Source organism: Paenibacillus sp. FSL M7-0656 (assembly GCF_038003225.1).
GTDB classification, from domain to species: Bacteria; Bacillota; Bacilli; order Paenibacillales; family Paenibacillaceae; genus Paenibacillus; species Paenibacillus amylolyticus.
Map to the genome: position 1 here is coordinate 2,809,038 of NZ_JBBOOT010000001.1, position 19,289 is coordinate 2,828,326.

14 protein-coding genes are annotated in these 19,289 nt (G+C 46.8%); 6 read left to right on the plus strand and 8 right to left on the minus strand.

The genetic code is table 11. From position 1 onward, the window contains the following. Positions 1–236 precede the first annotated feature (236 nt). The 4 genes from MHI01_RS12510 (at position 237) to MHI01_RS12525 (ending at position 3,517) form a co-directional block, all read left to right on the plus strand. Positions 237–1,154 (plus strand): ArsR/SmtB family transcription factor, encoded by a 918-nt coding sequence (locus MHI01_RS12510; RefSeq protein ID WP_036668788.1) that lies wholly within the window; start codon positions 237–239, stop codon positions 1,152–1,154. A 271-nt stretch (positions 1,155–1,425) separates the two neighbouring features. Further along, positions 1,426–2,343, plus strand: coding sequence for a helix-turn-helix transcriptional regulator (locus MHI01_RS12515; protein WP_076319038.1), 918 nt, complete (start codon positions 1,426–1,428; stop codon positions 2,341–2,343). Positions 2,344–2,426: 83 nt separating this feature from the next. Continuing rightward, the gene (locus MHI01_RS12520; protein ID WP_340983230.1) at positions 2,427–2,936 is read left to right on the plus strand and encodes a DinB family protein; all 510 of its coding nucleotides are present in this window, start codon (positions 2,427–2,429) and stop codon (positions 2,934–2,936) included. Positions 2,937–2,947: 11 nt separating this feature from the next. Then, complete coding sequence (locus tag MHI01_RS12525) at positions 2,948–3,517, plus strand: YdeI/OmpD-associated family protein (protein WP_340983231.1); 570 nt, start codon at positions 2,948–2,950, stop codon at positions 3,515–3,517. A gap of 80 nt (positions 3,518–3,597) precedes the next feature. Here MHI01_RS12525 and MHI01_RS12530 read toward each other — a convergent pair whose 3' ends face one another. Beyond that, positions 3,598–4,464, minus strand: a complete 867-nt coding sequence (locus MHI01_RS12530) for a helix-turn-helix domain-containing protein (RefSeq protein ID WP_340983232.1) — start codon at positions 4,462–4,464, stop codon at positions 3,598–3,600. A gap of 170 nt (positions 4,465–4,634) precedes the next feature. Here MHI01_RS12530 and MHI01_RS12535 point away from each other — a divergent pair, with 170 nt between their 5' ends. Continuing rightward, on the plus strand, positions 4,635–6,149 hold the full coding sequence (locus MHI01_RS12535; RefSeq protein WP_340983233.1) for a glycoside hydrolase family 43 protein: 1,515 nt from the start codon (positions 4,635–4,637) through the stop codon (positions 6,147–6,149). 321 nt (positions 6,150–6,470) lie between these two features. Further along, a complete protein-coding gene (locus MHI01_RS12540; protein WP_340983234.1) occupies positions 6,471–8,771 on the plus strand; it encodes an AraC family transcriptional regulator in 2,301 nt (766 codons plus the stop codon). A gap of 153 nt (positions 8,772–8,924) precedes the next feature. On the opposite strand, the gene MHI01_RS12545 is transcribed toward MHI01_RS12540, so the two are convergent. The 7 genes from MHI01_RS12545 to MHI01_RS12575 all read right to left on the minus strand — a co-directional run bounded on the left by MHI01_RS12545 (position 8,925) and on the right by MHI01_RS12575 (position 18,636). Beyond that, positions 8,925–9,977 carry a glycoside hydrolase family 18 protein gene (locus MHI01_RS12545; RefSeq protein ID WP_340984853.1) on the minus strand — a complete coding sequence of 351 codons (1,053 nt, stop codon included), beginning with the start codon at positions 9,975–9,977 and terminating at the stop codon, positions 8,925–8,927. A gap of 5 nt (positions 9,978–9,982) precedes the next feature. Beyond that, positions 9,983–12,616 (minus strand): transglutaminase domain-containing protein, encoded by a 2,634-nt coding sequence (locus MHI01_RS12550; protein ID WP_340983235.1) that lies wholly within the window; start codon positions 12,614–12,616, stop codon positions 9,983–9,985. A 7-nt stretch (positions 12,617–12,623) separates the two neighbouring features. Continuing rightward, complete coding sequence (locus MHI01_RS12555; RefSeq protein WP_340983236.1) at positions 12,624–13,646, minus strand: carbohydrate-binding family 9-like protein; 1,023 nt, start codon at positions 13,644–13,646, stop codon at positions 12,624–12,626. A gap of 63 nt (positions 13,647–13,709) precedes the next feature. Further along, complete coding sequence (locus tag MHI01_RS12560; RefSeq protein WP_340983237.1) at positions 13,710–14,996, minus strand: alpha-L-fucosidase; 1,287 nt, start codon at positions 14,994–14,996, stop codon at positions 13,710–13,712. A gap of 107 nt (positions 14,997–15,103) precedes the next feature. Continuing rightward, complete coding sequence (locus tag MHI01_RS12565; protein WP_340983238.1) at positions 15,104–16,699, minus strand: extracellular solute-binding protein; 1,596 nt, start codon at positions 16,697–16,699, stop codon at positions 15,104–15,106. A 41-nt stretch (positions 16,700–16,740) separates the two neighbouring features. Continuing rightward, positions 16,741–17,649: a carbohydrate ABC transporter permease gene (locus MHI01_RS12570; protein WP_253506155.1), complete on the minus strand. Its 909-nt coding sequence runs from the start codon at positions 17,647–17,649 to the stop codon at positions 16,741–16,743. Positions 17,650–17,664: 15 nt separating this feature from the next. Continuing rightward, on the minus strand, positions 17,665–18,636 hold the full coding sequence (locus MHI01_RS12575; protein WP_340983239.1) for an ABC transporter permease: 972 nt from the start codon (positions 18,634–18,636) through the stop codon (positions 17,665–17,667). Between the last annotated feature and the right edge of the window lie 653 nt (positions 18,637–19,289).

The following is a 19,289-nucleotide window of genomic DNA, read 5'->3' on the forward strand; positions in this document are numbered from 1 at the left end:
ATTTCAATGGTATATTTCAAATATATGTGAACTGATTAACACTTATTTTAACCGGAATAGTGGACAAAATATAGATTATATTTTCGTATTTGCGCTATATACAAGGGTTTTGGCTTCTATTTCTCCACCCTTCCCTTCCATGAGGGAATGATTTATAATTATCTGAAATAAAACATATAAATGTGCAAATGTCTGTGTCGAAGACTTTGTTCAGAACGGGGAAAGGAAATCCACCTATGATTTATATTAAAGATCTGATGTCGGGTGTGAATATCTTCAAAGCGCTCAGTTCGGAAATCCGGATTCAGATCATCGAGCTGCTAGCCAAGAACCAAAGCCTTAATCTCAATGATCTCGCAACCAAGCTGGGACTGAGCAATGGCGCTATCACAATGCATATCAAGAAGCTTGAAGAGAGCGGATTGATCGAGATCAACACCGCCGTTGGCAAACATGGAATTCAGAAGATATGTTATCTCAATGAGGAAAAATTGATGGTTGATCTGCGTTCACAAGAGATTAACAATCGTTATGAGGTGGAAATTCAGGTCGGTCATTATAGCGATTATCAGGCCGCACCTACATGTGGTCTCGCTACCCGGGACAGCATTGTTGGAGAGTTCGATGATCCGCGGTACTTTGCTGATCCACTGCGAATTGATGCGGAGATGATCTGGCTGGCTGAAGGTTATCTCGAGTATCGAATTCCAAACTATCTCAAACCTAATCAGTCGTTTAGCGAAATTCAGTTGTCGATGGAACTGGGTTCGGAGGCCCCTGGCTTTTGTGACAATTACCCTTCGGATATTTACTTCTATGTCAATGGGATTGAGATTGGCTGCTGGACAAGTCCGGGGGATTTTGGCAATACACGCGGTACCTTTAATCCGGAATGGTGGCCTCCGCACTTGAATCAGTACGGCATGCTGAAGCTGATCCGGATTACACAGGAAGGCAGCTATATCGACGGATGCCGCATTTCGGACGTAACGCTGGACCAGATTGGGCTGGATTACAAAAGCGATATTCACTTCCGCATTGCGGTTACGGACGAACCTTTGAACAAACGGGGCTTAACGATCTTTGGCAAAAACTTTGGTAACTATGGACAGAATCTGCTCGCTCGGGTTCTCTATAACGTGCAAGAAGAGTAGAGCTGGCTCTGTCTATTCACTCGATATGAAGTTCGACCGATCTGCTAACGTAACTGTTCAACACAACAACAATCATGTGTCTTCGAAAGGGTGCTATCCAGCACTCTTTTTTTGTTTCCTCTCACCGAAGAACTTGTCCAATTATGTTGGAACAAAACATACTGGATGTTATGACTTCTATAGACCCTCTGTAATCCTCCATCTTGTTTACCCTGGCGTGATATAATAATGGCCTGTAATGACAAAATGGAATAACGGGCGGGGATACCTTTTGAAATTGGAGCGATTAATCTCAATCATATACAAACTGCTGAACCACGAAGTATTGTCTGCTTCCACCTTGGCGGAAGAGTTTCAGGTGTCCCCAAGAACGATCTATCGGGATATTGATGTAATCTGTGCCGCCGGCTTCCCGGTCGTCTCCCATCAGGGACTCAAAGGTGGCTACGGCATGATGGACGGATACAAGATGGATAAAAGCTTGCTTGGTTCTTATGATGTGGACTCCCTGATCACGGTCCTGAGCAGCCTATCCACAGTATTCGAAGATGCACGTGCACAAGGCACGATTGAACGTCTGCAAACGATTGGACCGGAGCATCAAACCTCAAGTCTATCGGTGGATCTGGAGACACGCCGAACCGAACCTGATGCCCTTCCTCATCTGCGTAAAGGTATTACGGATCATCAGGTTGTCCGTTTTGACTACATCAATACAAAAAATGAACATACACCCCGCCATCTGGAACCGGTAAGACTTCATTTTAAATATCGTAATTGGTATGTATATGGATTTTGCCAGACACGGCAGGATTATCGCGAGTTCCGACTGTCCCGGATGATGAACGTGCAACTGACATCGGAACACTTCCAACCCCACCTTGAGCTTCCCCAAGAGACGGTTGGGTCAGATCCGTCATGGCAAGATCAGGTAAGTGATGTGGTATTTCGGGTGAACCCGGAAGCGCTCGCGGAAGCCATGGATCATTTTCAACAGGCAGATAAGCAATTTCACGAGGATGGAAGTATGACAATGCGTATCTCGGTTCATCAACCGTTACAAGCCAAGTGGTTATGGTCGTTTCTACTTAGTTTAGGCAGTGGCGCCGAGGTACTTGAACCGATTGAATTACGAGACATTCTGAAAGAACAACTTCGAAACGCACTTAAGCTCTATGAAGAAGTATGACACGCTGTTGTCATACTTCTTTTTTTATAATCATCTCAGTAAGTTAACCTAATCTATAGCCAAATTAAAGGAGACGATCATCAATGAATCATCCGGAACAAATGTATAACTACCACGCATGGGCCAACCAAACCATCCTGGGCAGAATCAAGGAATTGCCCTCTTCTGTACTGAGTCAGAAAGTGAACAGTTCATATCCAACCATTGCTCACGCACTCAGCCATATCTATACAGTGGATAAGATGTGGTATCTGGTGTTAACTGGCACCGGTATGCGCGAGGCACTGCAAGCATGCATACCACTCAATAGTGAAATTCACGGTTCTGTGGATGAGTACATCCAATGTTTTACCGACCTGTCGGCACAATACAGTGAGTGGTTACGAGGCCAAACTGATTTGGAGCAAACCATTCTACTCGATAATCCATTTGCAGGAGTTCGCGAAACCAGCTTATCGGACATCGTAATACATGTGGTTAACCACGGAACCTATCATCGAGGCAATGTTTCTACGATGCTGCGTCAATTGGGGCATGCCTCCATCATGAATGACTATTCACTCTTTTGGTATCAGGAACCGGCTCGGGTATAGTTGACAATCGGATGGAAAATGTAAATTGTATCCCCATGACGTCGAGGGATGAATTGAGAAATTGGTTGCAGACACATGGAAAAGTTGAGAAATCTTGCTGGGTAATAATAAGCATAAAACCCGTGCCAAATACCCTGCTGTATTTGGACGTGGTTGAGGAGTCGCTGTGCTTTGGCTGGATCGATGGAGTCAAAAAGAAAATATCCGAGACTCAATTAGCACAGAGATTATCTCCTAGAAGTAAACGCAGCTCATGGACTGAATTGAACAAGGAACGTGTCCGTCGTCTTGAAAAGTTGGGCTTCATGCATGACGAGGGTAGAAAGGTTCTTCCTGTTATGGAGCCAAATGCTTTCATAATTGATGGTGTGATCGAACAAAGGCTGAAAGAAGATCATCAGGTTTATGCAAATTTCATGTCCTTTCTTACCCTGTATCAAAACATTCGGATCGATACGATCCAAAGTGTTAAGAATCAGCCAGCATTATTCCAGAGCAGATTGGATAAGTTCATAACCAACACAAAGGAAAATAAAATGTACGGTCAGTGGCATGACAACGGACGGCTTTTGGACTATTAAATTCCCCCTTTTCCCTGAGACAGCAGACAGGACCTCCCTATGAGGAGGCCCTGTTTTGGTGTTTTATATTCGATCAGGTATTAATGAGTCTGCCTGTATGTTTTGGGGGATTCGCCAAAAGCTTTCTTAAACTGGCGGGTGAAATAATTACTGTCGTTAAACCCGCATTCATACGAAATTTCCGTAATGGACAGATTCCCGTTTTTCAACAAATGACATGCCTTCTCCAGACGCAACTTTTGCAGATAAGAGATCGGGGTCATCTGATAATAGGATCGAAAAATCCGATTCAGATGCCTTATTGAGATATTCGACTTCCCCGCAATATCCTCTAGCGACAGTGGCTCCAGATAATGATCTTCAATAAATGAAATGGCATTTGCCAGATGCATCAGATTATTACCTTCGATCCCTTTCTCCTGCGTATCATATTGCCTCGACAAATAAACAACCATCTCCGTAAGACGTGAGATCAACATCGTCTGATACCCTTGCTGTTTACTCTGATACTCCTCAATCATGAACGATATCAGCGATTCTACATACTCCAGACTGGAAATGGATAACGCCAATTTACTCGGAAAGGAGTGAATATTACGATAAAACGGTTCCAAAACAAACAGCGCCTGGAAGCCGTTAGATTTTCTCAGATCGGGCCCAGCCGAAGCAAGCATCTCGGGACTGAACATAATGTTACAGATCCTAAAATCATGAGGGTCTTTATACGCATGATGGGTGTCGCCATTAATCACAAATGCGTTCCCTTTTTTAATAAAAAATTCCTCGGTGTTCACCACATGGGTTGCATGACCATTCAGAACAATCACAAGTTCCGTAAAATCCATATGATTATGAAGCTCCATGTCCTCAACATGTCCACCGTACTGGATAAAAAACGGAAATTGTTGATGGTCCGAGGTAAACCATTTCAAATATGCATTACTCAAAAGCATTCCCCTCCGCGAACATAGTTGGGTTGAATGTCTATATCATGCTATTCCAAGACCGAAAAATCAAGGTTCCATATACTTATAAGCGTTATAATTCGCCTTGTAGCAGGGATTTTCAATGTGTCCAGATTCATACTAAACTCTCACAATGAATAGGAGCATAAATGATGAAATATACCAATCCGGTCATTCCGGGGTTTTACCCAGATCCAAGTATCTGCCGTGTAGATGAAGACTACTATCTGGTAACCAGTACCTTTGAATATTTCCCTGGTGTGCCCGTTTTTCATAGTAAAGACCTTGTGAACTGGCGACAGATCGGCCATGTCCTCACAACAACTGAGCAACTCCCTTTAGCGAACGCGGGCAGTTCTGGCGGCATTTTCGCCCCAACACTCCGGCACCATGATGGCTGGTTCTACATGACAACAACCAATGTCAGCGGCGGCGGAAATTTTTATGTGCGTAGTGCCCTGCCCGAGGGACCATGGTCTGCTCCGATTTTTGTTGATCAGGGCGGCATTGATCCCTCTTTTCTCTTTGATGATGATGGACGTGTGTATTTTCAAACGGCCTGTAACGGCGATGAAGGCGAGGGCATTTATCAGTGCGAGATAGACATCACGACCGGAGCCAGACTAACCGATAGCCGATTGATCTGGACTGGAACCGGAGGAGCAGCGCCCGAAGCGCCCCACATGTATAAAATAAACGGTATCTACTATCTGATGATCGCCGAAGGTGGAACCGAGTATGGTCATATGGAGACCATCGCTCGGAGCACAGAGCCATACGGACCATTTGATCCGTGTCCTCATAATCCGATACTGTCCAATCGGAGCATGAAATCCAGCATCCATGCAACCGGGCATGCAGACCTTGTCCAGATCCAGGACGGAAGCTGGTGGGCCGTATCTCTTGGTATTCGTCCAGCAGGTTATCCCATGCGACACCACCTGGGACGCGAGACCTTTCTAGCACCTGTCACTTGGACGGACACCGGTTGGCCGATGATCGGTGTGGACGGACATATTGAGCAGGAGATGACTGGGCCTTTGTTGACTGAGCACCCTTGGCCACCTCAGGCTATACGGGATCATTTTGACGAACCAACTTTGGACATGAACTGGATCTTCTTACGGAACCCGGCTCCGAATAGTTGGACACTCACAGAAAATCCCGGGCAACTCATCCTGCGGGGTCAGCCGGTTTCACTCGATGATGGAGGAAATCCAGCCTTTGTCGGACGTCGCTTGAGCCATTTCTTATGCAAAATGGCAACCGAGCTGCGTTATGAGCCAAATGCGAACGGTGAGGAAGCTGGACTAACCTTATTTATGAATGATAAATATCATTACGACTTGGCTGTAACACAGATCGACGGTCAGAAGAAAATCGTATTGCGGCGAACCGTCGGCTCTCTGCGAACCGAACAGGTGCTTGACTGTGACACGGGGCCGGTTGTATTACAAATCAAGGCTGACCGTAATCACTTCACGTTCCTCTATCAGCAAGGTTCATCCGATGCCATCGAAGTGGGTTCTGGAGAAACACATCTGTTATCTACCGAAGTGGCAAGTGGTTTCACAGGTGTGATGATCGCCATCTACGCTTATGCTCCATCGGGGGAGTGTACGCCTGCAAGTTACGATTGGTTTGACTATGAACCTCTAGACGAGTAATCGTTGTAACTCCTATATTCAGTAATAGAAAATATAATATATGATATATGATCAGCTGAAATTATCCCCTTAAAGTAGATACTCTTTGAAAAGCCTTGTGTGGTAGCATAAGGAAATGAGTGAACTTTGAGGGGATTTTGCTATAGCTATATCTTTCTTACGGATTGCACTGGAATTTATAAAAGAACCATTGCTTTATTAGAGAAGTTCTCCTAGTATTTTTAGAAGGAACACCCCAGCAGCTCCCATCTTGGCAATAACTTCACTGCCCATATGAGAGCGCTATCGCTGCAGCACTAAGATAAACGGGAGGTTGCAGATATGAAATGGAATCACTTCAAGTCCAAGCTTCTGTTTAAGTACACCCTATCCTATATCTCCATTTTCCTTATCCCTCTTGTTATTTTAACCATCATTATTTATCACAACGCTGTGGACACGCTCCGTTCAGAGATTGAACAGACCAATGTCAATCAGCTCACTCAAGCCAAAACTGTCATTGATGATCGCATGAAAGAACTCCAAGACATCGCTTTTCGCATCGCCTACGATGAGCAGTTAACGCGGTATTGGACCCACCATCCGTACTATAGCCGGGAATCAATCGGCGCATTGGTCAAATACAAAGCCACCAGTTCCATTATCGATGAGTTATTCCTGTTCTTCCGTGAAGATGATAACATCTATTCTTCTCAAGGTTCTGAGAACCTGGATGTATTCACTGGCCGCTACAAATTTACTACGTGGAACAAAACAGACATGATCCGGGATTTGAATAACGTACAGTCCCCCACAATACGTCCAGCGGAGCAGGTCGTCCAAGGAACCAGAATACCCAATTCCATGCTGGCATACCTTGTACCGATTGCACCTAACAATACGCCCGCTCATGGAACCGTCATGTACTTGATACACGAGTCCAATCTGACGGGCTTAATTGATTCCATCCTCAGCGACTATCACGGGATGACTTATATTTTCGATAATTTCGGGCAAGTCCTGGCAGCCAATTACAAGGGAGAAATCATATCCGAACAGGAAGTTAACGCTCTGTTTGCTCTTGAATCCGGCACGCACAGCATCTCCTTAAATCAAGAACCACATTCGGTTGTATCCGTTAAATCGGATGCGGGTTGGACTTATGTAACCGCTATGCCCAGCAACCAATTTTTTAGCCGAATCGTTCATATTCGCACCTTTGTTGTTCTTGTTTTCTCCTTCATGGTGGTGATGGGCACATTCTTCGCCATTATGTTGGCCCGAAGACAGTACCATCCGATTTCAGACTTAATGGAGTTCATTCGGTTGAAAAATGATCCTGCTCCATCCTCCACCACCAACGAGCTGGAATGGATCAAGAAAACACTGCATGATTATAGTCAGCGCGTAGATCTTCAGGAGCCCTATGCTCGCAATCATATTTTGCTCATGTTGCTGAAGCACGGTCACACCGGAGATTTTCCCTCTGAGTTTACGGATAAGCTTGGCATACGCTTTAACCGGTCCCATTATTTTGTCATGATCATGGGCTGGGAAATGCATGCTTTTCCTATCGGTGATAACCCCGAGCAACCTACTGTCATGCAGCTGATGAACGATGTGGACCTGCCGGAGTTGTCTGCATATGCTTACGGCGTAGAGCTGCCACAGGCAGACCAATTGGCCCTTATCGTGGGATTCGATGCCGAAATTGGGCATGAAGGTAGCCTGAATATCCGTATGGAGCCTATCGTTGAAAAACTGCAATGGATGGTGACAGGACACACCGGGGTCGCGCCCGCAATCGGGGTAGGCAATCGGTACACTTATCCGAAACAGCTGAATCAGTCCTACATTGAGGCCTCGACCGCTCTGGAAGCATCGATGCTGCATGGACAGGGCAGGAGTACATACTTTAACGACCTCTCTGGTTCCGATGTACAGGATTCCTCCTTCTGGGTCCCTAAGGATGTATTATTGAAGCTGGTTCAGAGCTTGAAACAAGGCAGCTATGATGTGGCAGTTCAGATGGTATCAACTGCGTTGAATACCCTGAAATCCGAAATGCCATCTGTACCGCTGCTGCGTTGCATCTGCTTTGATATTCTGAATACAATGCTCAAAACCGCTTCGGAGCTTGGAATCCATCATGTGGTTGATCAACTTCCAAGAATCACTTCCTACGACTCGTTGGAGGATTTGGAGAAAAAACTGACAGGCCTTGCCGCCGAAATCTGCGCCCATGTCGAGGCGAAGAGTGAGACGGAAGAAAGCTCTCTTATGGATGAAATCGTGGCTTATATCGATGCCAATTTCTCTGATTATGATCTCAGTTTAGGTACGATTTCATCGAAATTCACGATCTCTTCATCCTATTTCAGTCGTTCTTTCAAAGAAAAGATCGGCATGAACTTTACCCAATATATCTGGCAGAAACGGATGGATGAGGTCATTCGACTACTGCTGCATACAACCGATCCGTTAAAAGATATCATCACGCGTGTCGGTTACCTGGATACACCAAACTTCATCCGCAAATTCAAAAAAGAGACGGGTTATACCCCAGGGCAATACCGTAAAATGCACCGTCCCAACGGCTCCGCCGATTCCCCTGATGATGATGACGAGGAATGTATTGGATAAATGGTAATATCGTCTAACATGTGCCTGATTCATTAGACCAAAATAACGCAAACAAGGGGCCGTCCTATACGTCATGCTCATGACGTATAGGACGGCCCCTTCGTATGTTTTTAGTCTGTAGACATCATCTGACCCGTCGGCTCCCTGAGGTGTTTATCCTATTCTCCCAGCCGGAAGATCCCGCAGCCCTTGATGCATTGCACCAAGCAGACGATGGGTCGGATCACACGCGTACTCCCAGAACATGATCCCGGCCAGACCTTGATCCTTTACGTAATTACATTTGCATTGGATCGATTCTTCATCATCATAAGATATGAGGCTGGACCCATTAAACAAAAACGGTGCACAGGCTTCTTCATCCCAATAACGGGTGTAACCATTCTTGTTAATGTACTTCGCTTCCAGCTCGGCAAATGACGGACCGTAGCCGCCTGTGCTGCCGGCCATTTGATGGAGTCCGTGGTTTCGGTCAGGAACCTCAGTCCAGATCCGGGAATAGAAGGCGGCACCGATCACAATTTTCTCCTTCGGAACGCCTTCGCGAACAAACAGGTTCACGGAAGCATCCGTACTGATTCGAAACAGATCTCCTGTTGGCGTGTACAGATTCGTATGATGTCCGGTCAGAACCTGAAAACCGCCGCGCATATCATAGGTCATCAACTGCACGTAGTCCAGGTACTGCTGCACCTCAGCCATCTCTGTACCATCAACGTAGTATTGATCAGCCCCTGCCGCAATGGTGAGCAGATAATGACGGCCATCCGCTTCTCCCTTGGTACTCAGTGCCTCCCGCATCGTCTTGAGAAGTAAGGTGAAATTCCGTTTATCATCTGGGCTGGATGCGATACCAGCTTCACCGTAACAAGGATATTCCCAGTCCAGATCGATCCCGTCAAAAGGATATTCCTCCAGCGCCCTAACCGCTGATTCAGCCATGCTGTCCCTCCCCGCCTGGGTTGAGGCTGCTTCGGAAAAACCGCCTGCGCTCCATCCGCCTACAGACAGCAGCACTGTAAGATTTGGATGCTCCCGCTTGATGTTCTGGATCACATGACCGTTTTTTAGATGCTCGGTTGTTATTGCATCATTCTTGACATGTCCAAAGGCTACGTTCAGATGTGTTAATTTCAAGAGATCCTCATGTGTCATGTCAGGAAGAACTGAATCAACAGCATAACCCGCAGCAATATATTTCGTCACTCTCTTCACTCCGATCTGTTCGATGATTGAGATATCGCAGCAGCAATCTGCAAGGCTTCCTTCCCGGTACCAATCTTGTACCCGGAAGCCAAATAACGAACTTGATGCTGAGTATCCAGCACGAACAGATGTGGATAACCTGCTTCATGAGCCGCAGGCTTCGAATTGAAGCCGGACAAGGAAGCATAACTGGAATCTCGTACAAAAACCGTGCGTACAGGCAGCTTTGGATAACCAGCAGGGTCAAAGGCAGCGTTCCATTCCATATCTCCGATCATGAGTACGATGGGTATACCCAGCCTATCCAGCGGCTCTGCCAGCTCGCACAGTTCACGAATCAGATGTTTGGTCGGTTCCCGCTCCGGTTCAATCCAGGCAGCAATAGCACCCTCCGATCCCAGAAGTTCCTCTAGTTCTACCTCTGAACCGTCCAGAAGGGTCAGCATACTTCCTGGTGTCAGTTTACCCAGTACAGGAATATCAACCTCATTCTCGCGGTAAGACATTACAACCTCAGTGGTATCTCCGGCGTTCACGGTAAAGTAAACAAATCGCACTTTTGCCGTTCCATCTTTCAGCCTAACGCCTGTCGTTAAGCGATAAGCGCCTGCTTCAACCTCATATGGCTCGTTATAGACATCCGTACTGCCATAAGGATAAATCAACGTCTTGTAGACACCATCTTCCAGACGGGCAAACGTAAAGTTCTCGAAATAAGATGCTTCAGGTGTATCTTGCGGAGCTTTTATATCCCTATGAAGTTGGAGCATTCCCCAGCTTGTGCTCTCCTGAGTCAGAGGTGAGGTGAGACTAAATACTGCATCCTCCCAGCCTCTGTCTCTTAGATACTGTGGTTTCTGTGCACTGGGATGTAATCGGGCCGGAATACCCAAACTGCGACATACAGCCACAAACAAAATATCCAGTGACTGAAAGTCCCCCTTCTTCAGACTAAATGTCCCGATCGGATTCCCTTTACCTTTTAGATTAGGAAGATCTTCATAGTGTTCATATTGCTGTTCCAGTATTCGGGCAAGTTGCGAGGGATTCTCCCTGAAAGTTGCCGCTTCATCTGCCGAAAAGGCATTCTGGAATATCCCCCGATAAGGGACCAGCATCTCATAGGAGATCCGCGGACACAGGATGTATCTCACAAACGTATCCTCCGCCCAAGATCCTTGCTGCGAGAGCGCACCAATCAGATGATCATCCAGCGTCTGGCGAAAAGTATCAATTAAATCTTTTTCATTCATCGACTCCAGCAACCGGAGCGGCCACTCACCGTATGGATTGGAACGTTCCTCTAGAAAAGCTGCAATTTCCCGGCTGTTCCCCCGTGCCTTGCGGAGAACATCCCATACACGTACCGAGGGCAGTCCAACCTTTTTAGCCAGCGAGACAGCTTCCTCCTCACTCAGGAACGTGTCCTCATACTCGCTCCGGGTCTCCGCTCCTTCCTCCAAACGACGATTATGAATCTCAATTTTCTCTTCCGGTAATGCAACCATGACCTCTCCCTCCCTTTCCAGAGGAGGAACCATATCGAAATCTACAATCCCTGTGGGCTGCTCTGATGAGTCCAGCACTAGCTCTATAACTTTGTTTTCCTGAGCCTTGAATAGGACCTCACTCCACTTGCCGCCGCTAACCGCACGAATCAAAAGGTCACCACAGCCAGTCTTAAAGGTTGCTTCCCCTTGTGCATCCGTCCTAATCTCGGCAATCGGATAGAATTCAGCCGTATTGTACAACTCAAAGCGGACACTCGCGCCGGGTACGGGCTCTCCCTGTCCATTTTTCACCTTCACATAGATGTTACGTGTGGGCGCATAGTTCTCAAGTAAATTAATTTCCGTAAATCCCTTTTCGGAGAGCGTAATATCCTCTGGTCCGGGATAGTCGGCATAGATCCTCGTATTAATCAGCATGGCCCTGCGGGCTGGCGGACTGAACCACCCTTGGTTCAGACGGGCTTCAGGCTCGCATGCCCCGATGTAATACCATTGACCATCTGCCCAGGCTTCTACCCAAGCATGGTTACTGTCACAGTGAGCCCAGCGCGGTGTGTAGACCTGGCGGGCAGGTATACCGATGCTGCGAAGAGCGGCCACTGCCAGCGTGGATTCTTCGCCGCATCGGCCACGAGCATTTCGGATCATCGTCAGCGGTGATATCGTGCGCAGATCGCTGCCTATATAGGTCGCTTTTTCATGACACCAGTAATTGGTCTCCAAGATTGCATCTGCCATGGATAAGTTCGTAGTCCGCTCGACTAATTCGCCATACATCAAGCCGCGGTAATCTTCAATATTTTCCGTATTTACCCGATAAGGCAGCACAAAATGAAGGAACAGATGATCAGGAACTCGATCTCCCCAAGGCACACGTTTGCGGGTATCCAAAGCCCGGCGCACATGACTCAAGAACAAGTCCCCGTTATAATCAGCCATGTCGTTTACCGGCATATAGGCATAGACATACTTCAACGCCCATGCCTCTTCTTGCGTTAGCTCCTGCTGAAAAACATGAAACAATTCCGATTTGCGGGCCTCTGCAAAACGCACCTTCTCCTGGAACTTCTGCTCGATCCTCTCCAATGACTGTGCATCAAGGGAAAATACCAAGGTTTGGCTGGTCATTGTGTTCTCACTCCTTCCACAGCTTTCCGTCTTCCCGAATACAGATCAAGGCCGTTCCGTCCGAAGACGGCGCAGTAATCTGGAAAAGGCTACGAGTCGTTTCAATAACAGGCTCACAGCTCCACGATTCCTCACCCATAAGCAGCTTCACATCCTGTGTAAATTCACCATGGGTTTCATAATAATTACGTTCACGGTAGTAGAGCTTGCGAAGCTCCCATTTGATTCGTTCGTCTTCAGGCAACTCAAACGACTGATCCGTTCCGTCATCCGAGAATACAACATAACCCCATAACTCCGGGTAATGCATGTTGATAATACCCATAGGTGACCAAACCCAGTTGTCCTCCGGATAAGGTTTACCCGTATCTGGATTCAGCACCTTGCGGTACTCACCGTCCTGTACCTCGGTTTGCCACTCCACACGCGAGAAGTTGACACGCCAGAACTCACCCGGCTCAGGTGGACGGTTTCCTTCGGCACATTCCTTTAGACTGGCCCAGGGAATCGCGACTTCCACGCTCCATTTCCGGTTCTCTGCACCAGGTCTGTTTAGTTCCCCATCGATATATACGGCCGTCTTGAGACCACTGATGTCCCAACCGTTAACCGGAGGCCCACCATCCCGATAAGGCTTCACTAATAACAGGTCCCATACCGTATTGAGCGCATTGATCTCGAACTCATAATATTGATGGGAATCCCCGTCGGGATCAATAAAAATCTCGAAGTCATTGTCATAAAAAATAACGGAATCACGTTCAGTCAGGGTAGCCCAGATCTGATCTTCAATCAGCTCGGCAGCAAAATAGAAATAGTCGTCATCCCACAGCATTTTTACCCGTGTCTGTTTCTCTGGCTTCGGACGAAGATCCCCTTCGATATCAACGAAATCCTCCGTCCAATGAGCCGCATTCCAAAATGCCTTATCCACACGACCGTCTAACACCAATGGTTCCTGCGCACGCTTGCATATATAATGTTTGGGAGCATACTCAATCCTGGGTTCTGGTACTCCACTTCTGTTCATGTCACTCTCTCCAATTCGTAAGGGAGGGCATGCATCTACCAGCACACGCCCTCCCCGTAATGGTTAGTTATGGGTGACAACGGCTCCAGAGCCGCCGTACATTTCCAGCTCCTCATCGAATTCGAGCTTAAGAACGGTCACCTGTTCATGCGTGTCCTCCGGGGTCATCTTGATCCACGTTGTCCCCGGGATATTGAACCAAGGCACGCCCCCATGAATCTCATGATTCAGCTCTTTGCCCGAATGCAACACGGTAATTTTCTTGATCGGATTGCAGAGACCCTTGATGCACACATTCTCTTTTGGATCGTCATACACAAACAGGTACAGCGTCTTTCGATCCTCGGATACGGTGCTTCCCCCCAGATAATAGCGAGGCATAATGCCTTCACCCGTACCAAAGACGGCCTCTTCATGGGTTCGGATCCAAGCTCCCAGTCCAAGCAGAATATCCTCCTGCCTCTGATCGATGGTGCCATCTTCACGCGGACCGATATCCAGCAACATATTACCGCCCATCGAAATGCAGTCACAGAACATTCGAATGATCTGATTTAACGATTTGTATTTATGATCTGTTGGCACATAACCCCAAGATCTATTGATCGTGGTGCAGAATTCCCAGGGTCCCTCCGGTCTTGTGATCGGAATGCCTTGCTCAGGCGTTTTGTAATCCCCATAACCTTGAAGGCGGGAGTTGATGATGATATCCGGGTTAAAAGATTGCAGATAATGCTTGAACTCCGGCAGATTCCACTGCTCGGCACTCCGTTCCCAGTCCCCATCAAACCACAGCAGATCCACCTTTCCGTAATTTGTTAAAACCTCTTCCAGTTGATGGTTATTGAATTGCAGGAACTTCTGCCACTTTTCCTGATCTTGAACGCCGTCCACAGGACTTGAGTGCCGGTTGACACTGCTGAGATCCTCAGGCACTTTTCCACCTTCATACACGCTAGGATAATCCGGGTGTGACCAATCAATGAGTGAGTAATACATCCCCAGATGAATGCCCTTTTCCCGAATCGCTTCCGCATATTCCTTCACGATGTCCCGATTCGCTGGTGTCTGTTTGACAACATTGAGATCACTATATTGCGTATCCCATAGAGCAACGCCGTCATGATGCTTCGTTGTTAATACGGCATACCGGGCACCAGACTTCTCAATCAATTCCGCCCACTTCTCCGCATTGAATTCCGATGCCGTAAAACCATCCAACTGTTTCATATATTCTTCATAGGATATCCTGCCATTATAGAAGGACCAGGATTCCGCAACCCCGTCCACCGCATAGATGCCATAGTGGATGAATATCCCCAGTTTGGCTTCTTCAAACCATTTCTGCATAACGGTTCACACCTCCCGCGAGAATTCTTATATGCGAAAAATTTAATGCAGCTAACAATATTGAAGCTAACTGCTCTCTTTCTGCATGGGATGTACCTCGATAGGCTTTATTGCCCCGAATTCCAGCGGTCATATGCCCCCTGATACAGTTCGATGATACGGTCACTGCCCATTTTCTCCATCTGTGCAATGTACTTATCCCAGTTCTCAAGTGGTTCCTGGCTGGTCACAAACTTCGCTTCCATCTGTTTAACGTACGTATCCAAGTCAGACAATAGAGCGGTTGCTTCGCTTTGCTCTTCATTTGTCAAATAAACGTTAGGAAATGGTGCTTTTCCGATAGGTACCAACTTCTCTTGATTTTGCGTGTCAATCCACTCATCAAATTCGGTGCGAAGACCCTTCGCTACATCCGGATCATTAATACCCGGTGTCAAGATACCAAAGTTCGGCGTGATTTTACCCCGGTATTCCTCACGATCCCCGCCGCCAGGAACGGGGAGCCACTCTTTAACATGATTTTCCTTGTCTTTGAATTTCCACAGCACACCTTCCGGACCTTGATTGAACAGTGTCGCACCGTCATAACTGTATAAGTAATCGATCCATCGCATCGTCGCCTCGGGTGACGGGTTGCTGCTTGTAATAGCAAAGGTACTGCGAGCCGACATGCCCGGATGCTTGCCATATACTGGAGAGTCTGCCACCTCGCTCTTCACGGGTGTCATTAGCGGATGATCCGTGCTAGGTTCACCACCGAGTGTGAAGTATGGATGGTAATCGTTGAACAGTGCAAGTTTGTTGCTTTCACCTTTAGCTTTTTTCTGATCACCTGTTTGAGAGAAGGTCTCATGATCCAGCAAGTCTTCCTTCCACAAGCGGTTCATGAATATAAGATAACCTTTGTAACCTTCTTCTTGATAAGGATAGTGAACTTTACCGTCCTTATCGGAATAGATGCCTTCGTTGTACATTCCCCAGAAGCCGAAGAAAAACATGCGAAGATCATCAAGTTTTACAGAAGTAAGCGGAATTTCATCTTGCTGGCCATTGCCATTGGGATCTTCTTCTTTTACACGCTTGAGATACGTATACAATTCTTCCGTAGTCTTGGGCTCTTCTACGTTAAGTGCCTTCAAGAATTCCCCGTTATACCACATTGGGCCTCTATACCACACGGCCGCTTTATCAATGAATGGGAGTGCATACATATGCCCATCAGGTGTTGTAAATGATTTGCGGACATCCGGGTTCTCATCGAGAATCTTTTTGATATTTGGGGCGTAACCTTCGTCAATGTATTTTTCCAACGGGATCAGGATGCCCTGGCTGCCATAAGTCACCTGCTCGGCTGGCTTGAGGTCCGCAGCATAGAACATATCCGGCAAGTCTCCGCTCGCGAAAACCAGATTTTTCTTCGTTTCAAAGCTGTCGATTGGTGAGAGCTGGTACTCCAGCTTGATGCCCGACAGTTTCTCCATTTCTTGAAGCACAGGCATGGTGCTCCAATCGGCTACGCCCGCATCCTGGGACATGACCTTCAACGTTAGCGTTTTGTCTACAATGGGGAAACCTTCCTTTTTGACCCCCTCTACTTTGGAGGTCGTGCCTCCATCTTCATTGGTTGAACCACAAGCTGCAAGCAATGTTGCGAATAAGGTGAGACAGAGTGTAATGGATGAAGCCTTGCGAAGCTTTTTCATAACAACAACTCCCCTTGTTTAATGTGGTATATGGATTAAGATCATCCCTTAACGGAACCGATCATAACACCCTGTACAAAGTAACGCTGGAGGAATGGATACACCGCAATGACAGGTAGGGTGGCAACAATAATGACGGCATATTTAACCAGTGCAGCGATCTCCGCTTTGGTATTCATCGCCGTGGCTGAAGACGTATCGATAGCGCCTCCCCCTTGAGCCGCCATTTCTTGAAGCACCAGAATCTGGCGCAGAAAGAGCTGCAGCGGGTACTTGGAAGAATCATTCAGATAGATCATGGCACTAAAATAGCTGTTCCAGTGTCCGACTCCATAGAAGAGCGCCATCACTGCAATGATTGGCATCGAAAGCGGGAGCACAATCTTGATGAACAACCGGGTGTTGGTACACCCATCAATATGCGCCGCTTCCTGTAACTCCTTGGGAATGGTCGATTGGAAGAACGTCCGGCATACGATAATATTCCAGATGGATGCAGCCCCGGGCAGAATAAGTGCCCACATGCTGTTCACCATACCAAGATCCTTGACCAGCAGGTAACTTGGGACAAGCCCTCCGCCGAAGAACATCGTTACCATAAACATCGCCATGAAGAATCCACGTCCCACAAAGTCCGAGCGGCTGAGCGCATAGGCTGCCGGTAGTGTAACAATCAGGTTAACGATGGTGCCTACAACGGTATAGATAATCGTATTTTTGTACCCCATCCAGATGTTGGTGTTCTCAAACACCCGGGCGTAACCTTCAAACGTAATCCCTTTTGGCAGTAGCCACATCTCACCAGAGGCTACATATTTGGGATCACTGATTGAAGCACTGATGATGTATAACAGCGGATACAGCACAATGACGAGCGCTACCGTCAGATAGATGTAATTGCACAATAAGAACAATTTATCACTTCTGCTTTCTTTCACAGCGGATGACATGTGTATTCCCTCCTTTTACCACAGGCTGTTTTCACTGGTGCGGCGTGCAATCTGATTCACGGTAATAAGCAGAATCGCATTCACTACGGAGTTGAACAATCCCACCGCCGTAGAGAAACTGTACTGCGCATCAACCAGACCGGACCGATAGACAAATGTTGAGATGACATCGGACGAGCCCATGTTCAGCGGATTTTGCAGCAGCAGGATTTTCTCGAATCCGACGCCCAGAATACTGCCCATATTCAGAATTAACAAGATGGTGATCGTAGGGATGATCGCTGGAATGTTAATATGCAAAATCCGTTTGAAACGGCTCGCACCATCCACCACAGCCGCTTCATGCAGTTGCGGGTCCACACCCGATAGAGCGGCAAGGTATATAATGGTGCCCCAGCCTGCACTTTGCCAGACTCCTGACAGTACATACACTGTTTTGAACCACGCAGGGTCCGTCAGGAATTGAGGTGCCTGGAATCCAAGGGCCTGTACCAAATTGACAATCATGCCTGACGAGGGTGATAAAAAGGTAATGATCATCCCCGACATCACCACGACCGAAATGAAATGCGGTGCATACGTGACGGTCTGCACAGTACGCTTGAAGAAGGAATCCTTCACTTCATTGAACGATAACGCCAGAATAATCGGCAGTGGAAAACCTATAGCCAGCTCATACAAGCTGATGCTAAGGGTATTCCATAGTAAATCCCAGAAATAATACGAATTGAAGAAACGGATGAAATGATCGAATCCGACCCATGGGCTTCCTGTGACACCAAGCGTTGGGATAAAGTTTTTAAATGCAATTTGTATGCCGTACATCGGACCATAATGGAATATCAGAAAGTATAAAAAGGCTGGCGCAATAAACAGATACAACTCCCAGTTCCGAATCGTCCTTCTCCATAATTTATTTTTCTTGCTATTCGGAATCGTGTTTACCGTTAAGTTTTGCGTCGAGGGAGACTCCCCATTTAGCTGCATCAGTTGTTTCCTCCTTTTCTAATGAAAATCCGGCCGTTTGTGAGGAAGAGCGAAGCACTCCTGTTTTAATATAAGAAGGAGTTCCGAACCGCGTCTCCATAACGAGCGGCTCTGTTCCCCCTCTTAATTGGTAACGCTTACATACTGAGTTTATGGATCATTTTCGAATCCGTAAATATGCCATTTCCATCTTCACTTCTAAAATCACGGAATATACTGTTACAACAGGGGTTTACACTTTTGTTGCCAGCTTGTCATTGTCATTTCGCGGGTATAAAACATGTAGAATTTGACCTATTTCCCTCCTGTAGTTGTCATTGAGAGTTTCATCACATCAACTTGAAAGATGTCAGATCCGAACTTAGGTTAGAAAACAGACCTTAAAGTCAAAACCCACATATACGCATGGGACACGGTATTGATGTCTACAGCCATCATACTGAATTCTAAGGTTTGCAGGTTTCAAGGTTTTACCGACGTGATACAATGTAATATTATCTATCATACATCTCTCGCAAACTACAAGCCTGTAATGGCTTGCCTTTATTCTATATTTCTCCTCCCTCTTTCGTATATATGTTGTTTTTATCTTTGCCTTCAGGATACATAAACGCTTATAAACACTAGTAATTTGGAGTCATATATGTAAATTT

Excerpts from the sequence above, each read along its gene's own strand:
- MHI01_RS12510 (WP_036668788.1), top strand. The coding sequence starts at position 237 with ATGATTTATATTAAAGATCTGATGTCGGGTGTGAATATCTTCAAAGCG.
- MHI01_RS12520 (WP_340983230.1), top strand. The coding sequence starts at position 2,427 with ATGAATCATCCGGAACAAATGTATAACTACCACGCATGGGCCAACCAA.
- MHI01_RS12525 (WP_340983231.1), top strand. The coding sequence starts at position 2,948 with ATGGAAAATGTAAATTGTATCCCCATGACGTCGAGGGATGAATTGAGA.
- MHI01_RS12535 (WP_340983233.1), top strand. The coding sequence starts at position 4,635 with ATGAAATATACCAATCCGGTCATTCCGGGGTTTTACCCAGATCCAAGT.
- MHI01_RS12540 (WP_340983234.1), top strand. The coding sequence starts at position 6,471 with ATGAAATGGAATCACTTCAAGTCCAAGCTTCTGTTTAAGTACACCCTA.
- MHI01_RS12550 (WP_340983235.1), bottom strand. The coding sequence starts at position 12,616 with ATGACCAGCCAAACCTTGGTATTTTCCCTTGATGCACAGTCATTGGAG.
- MHI01_RS12555 (WP_340983236.1), bottom strand. The coding sequence starts at position 13,646 with ATGAACAGAAGTGGAGTACCAGAACCCAGGATTGAGTATGCTCCCAAA.
- MHI01_RS12560 (WP_340983237.1), bottom strand. The coding sequence starts at position 14,996 with ATGCAGAAATGGTTTGAAGAAGCCAAACTGGGGATATTCATCCACTAT.
- MHI01_RS12565 (WP_340983238.1), bottom strand. The coding sequence starts at position 16,699 with ATGAAAAAGCTTCGCAAGGCTTCATCCATTACACTCTGTCTCACCTTA.
- MHI01_RS12570 (WP_253506155.1), bottom strand. The coding sequence starts at position 17,649 with ATGTCATCCGCTGTGAAAGAAAGCAGAAGTGATAAATTGTTCTTATTG.
- MHI01_RS12575 (WP_340983239.1), bottom strand. The coding sequence starts at position 18,636 with ATGCAGCTAAATGGGGAGTCTCCCTCGACGCAAAACTTAACGGTAAAC.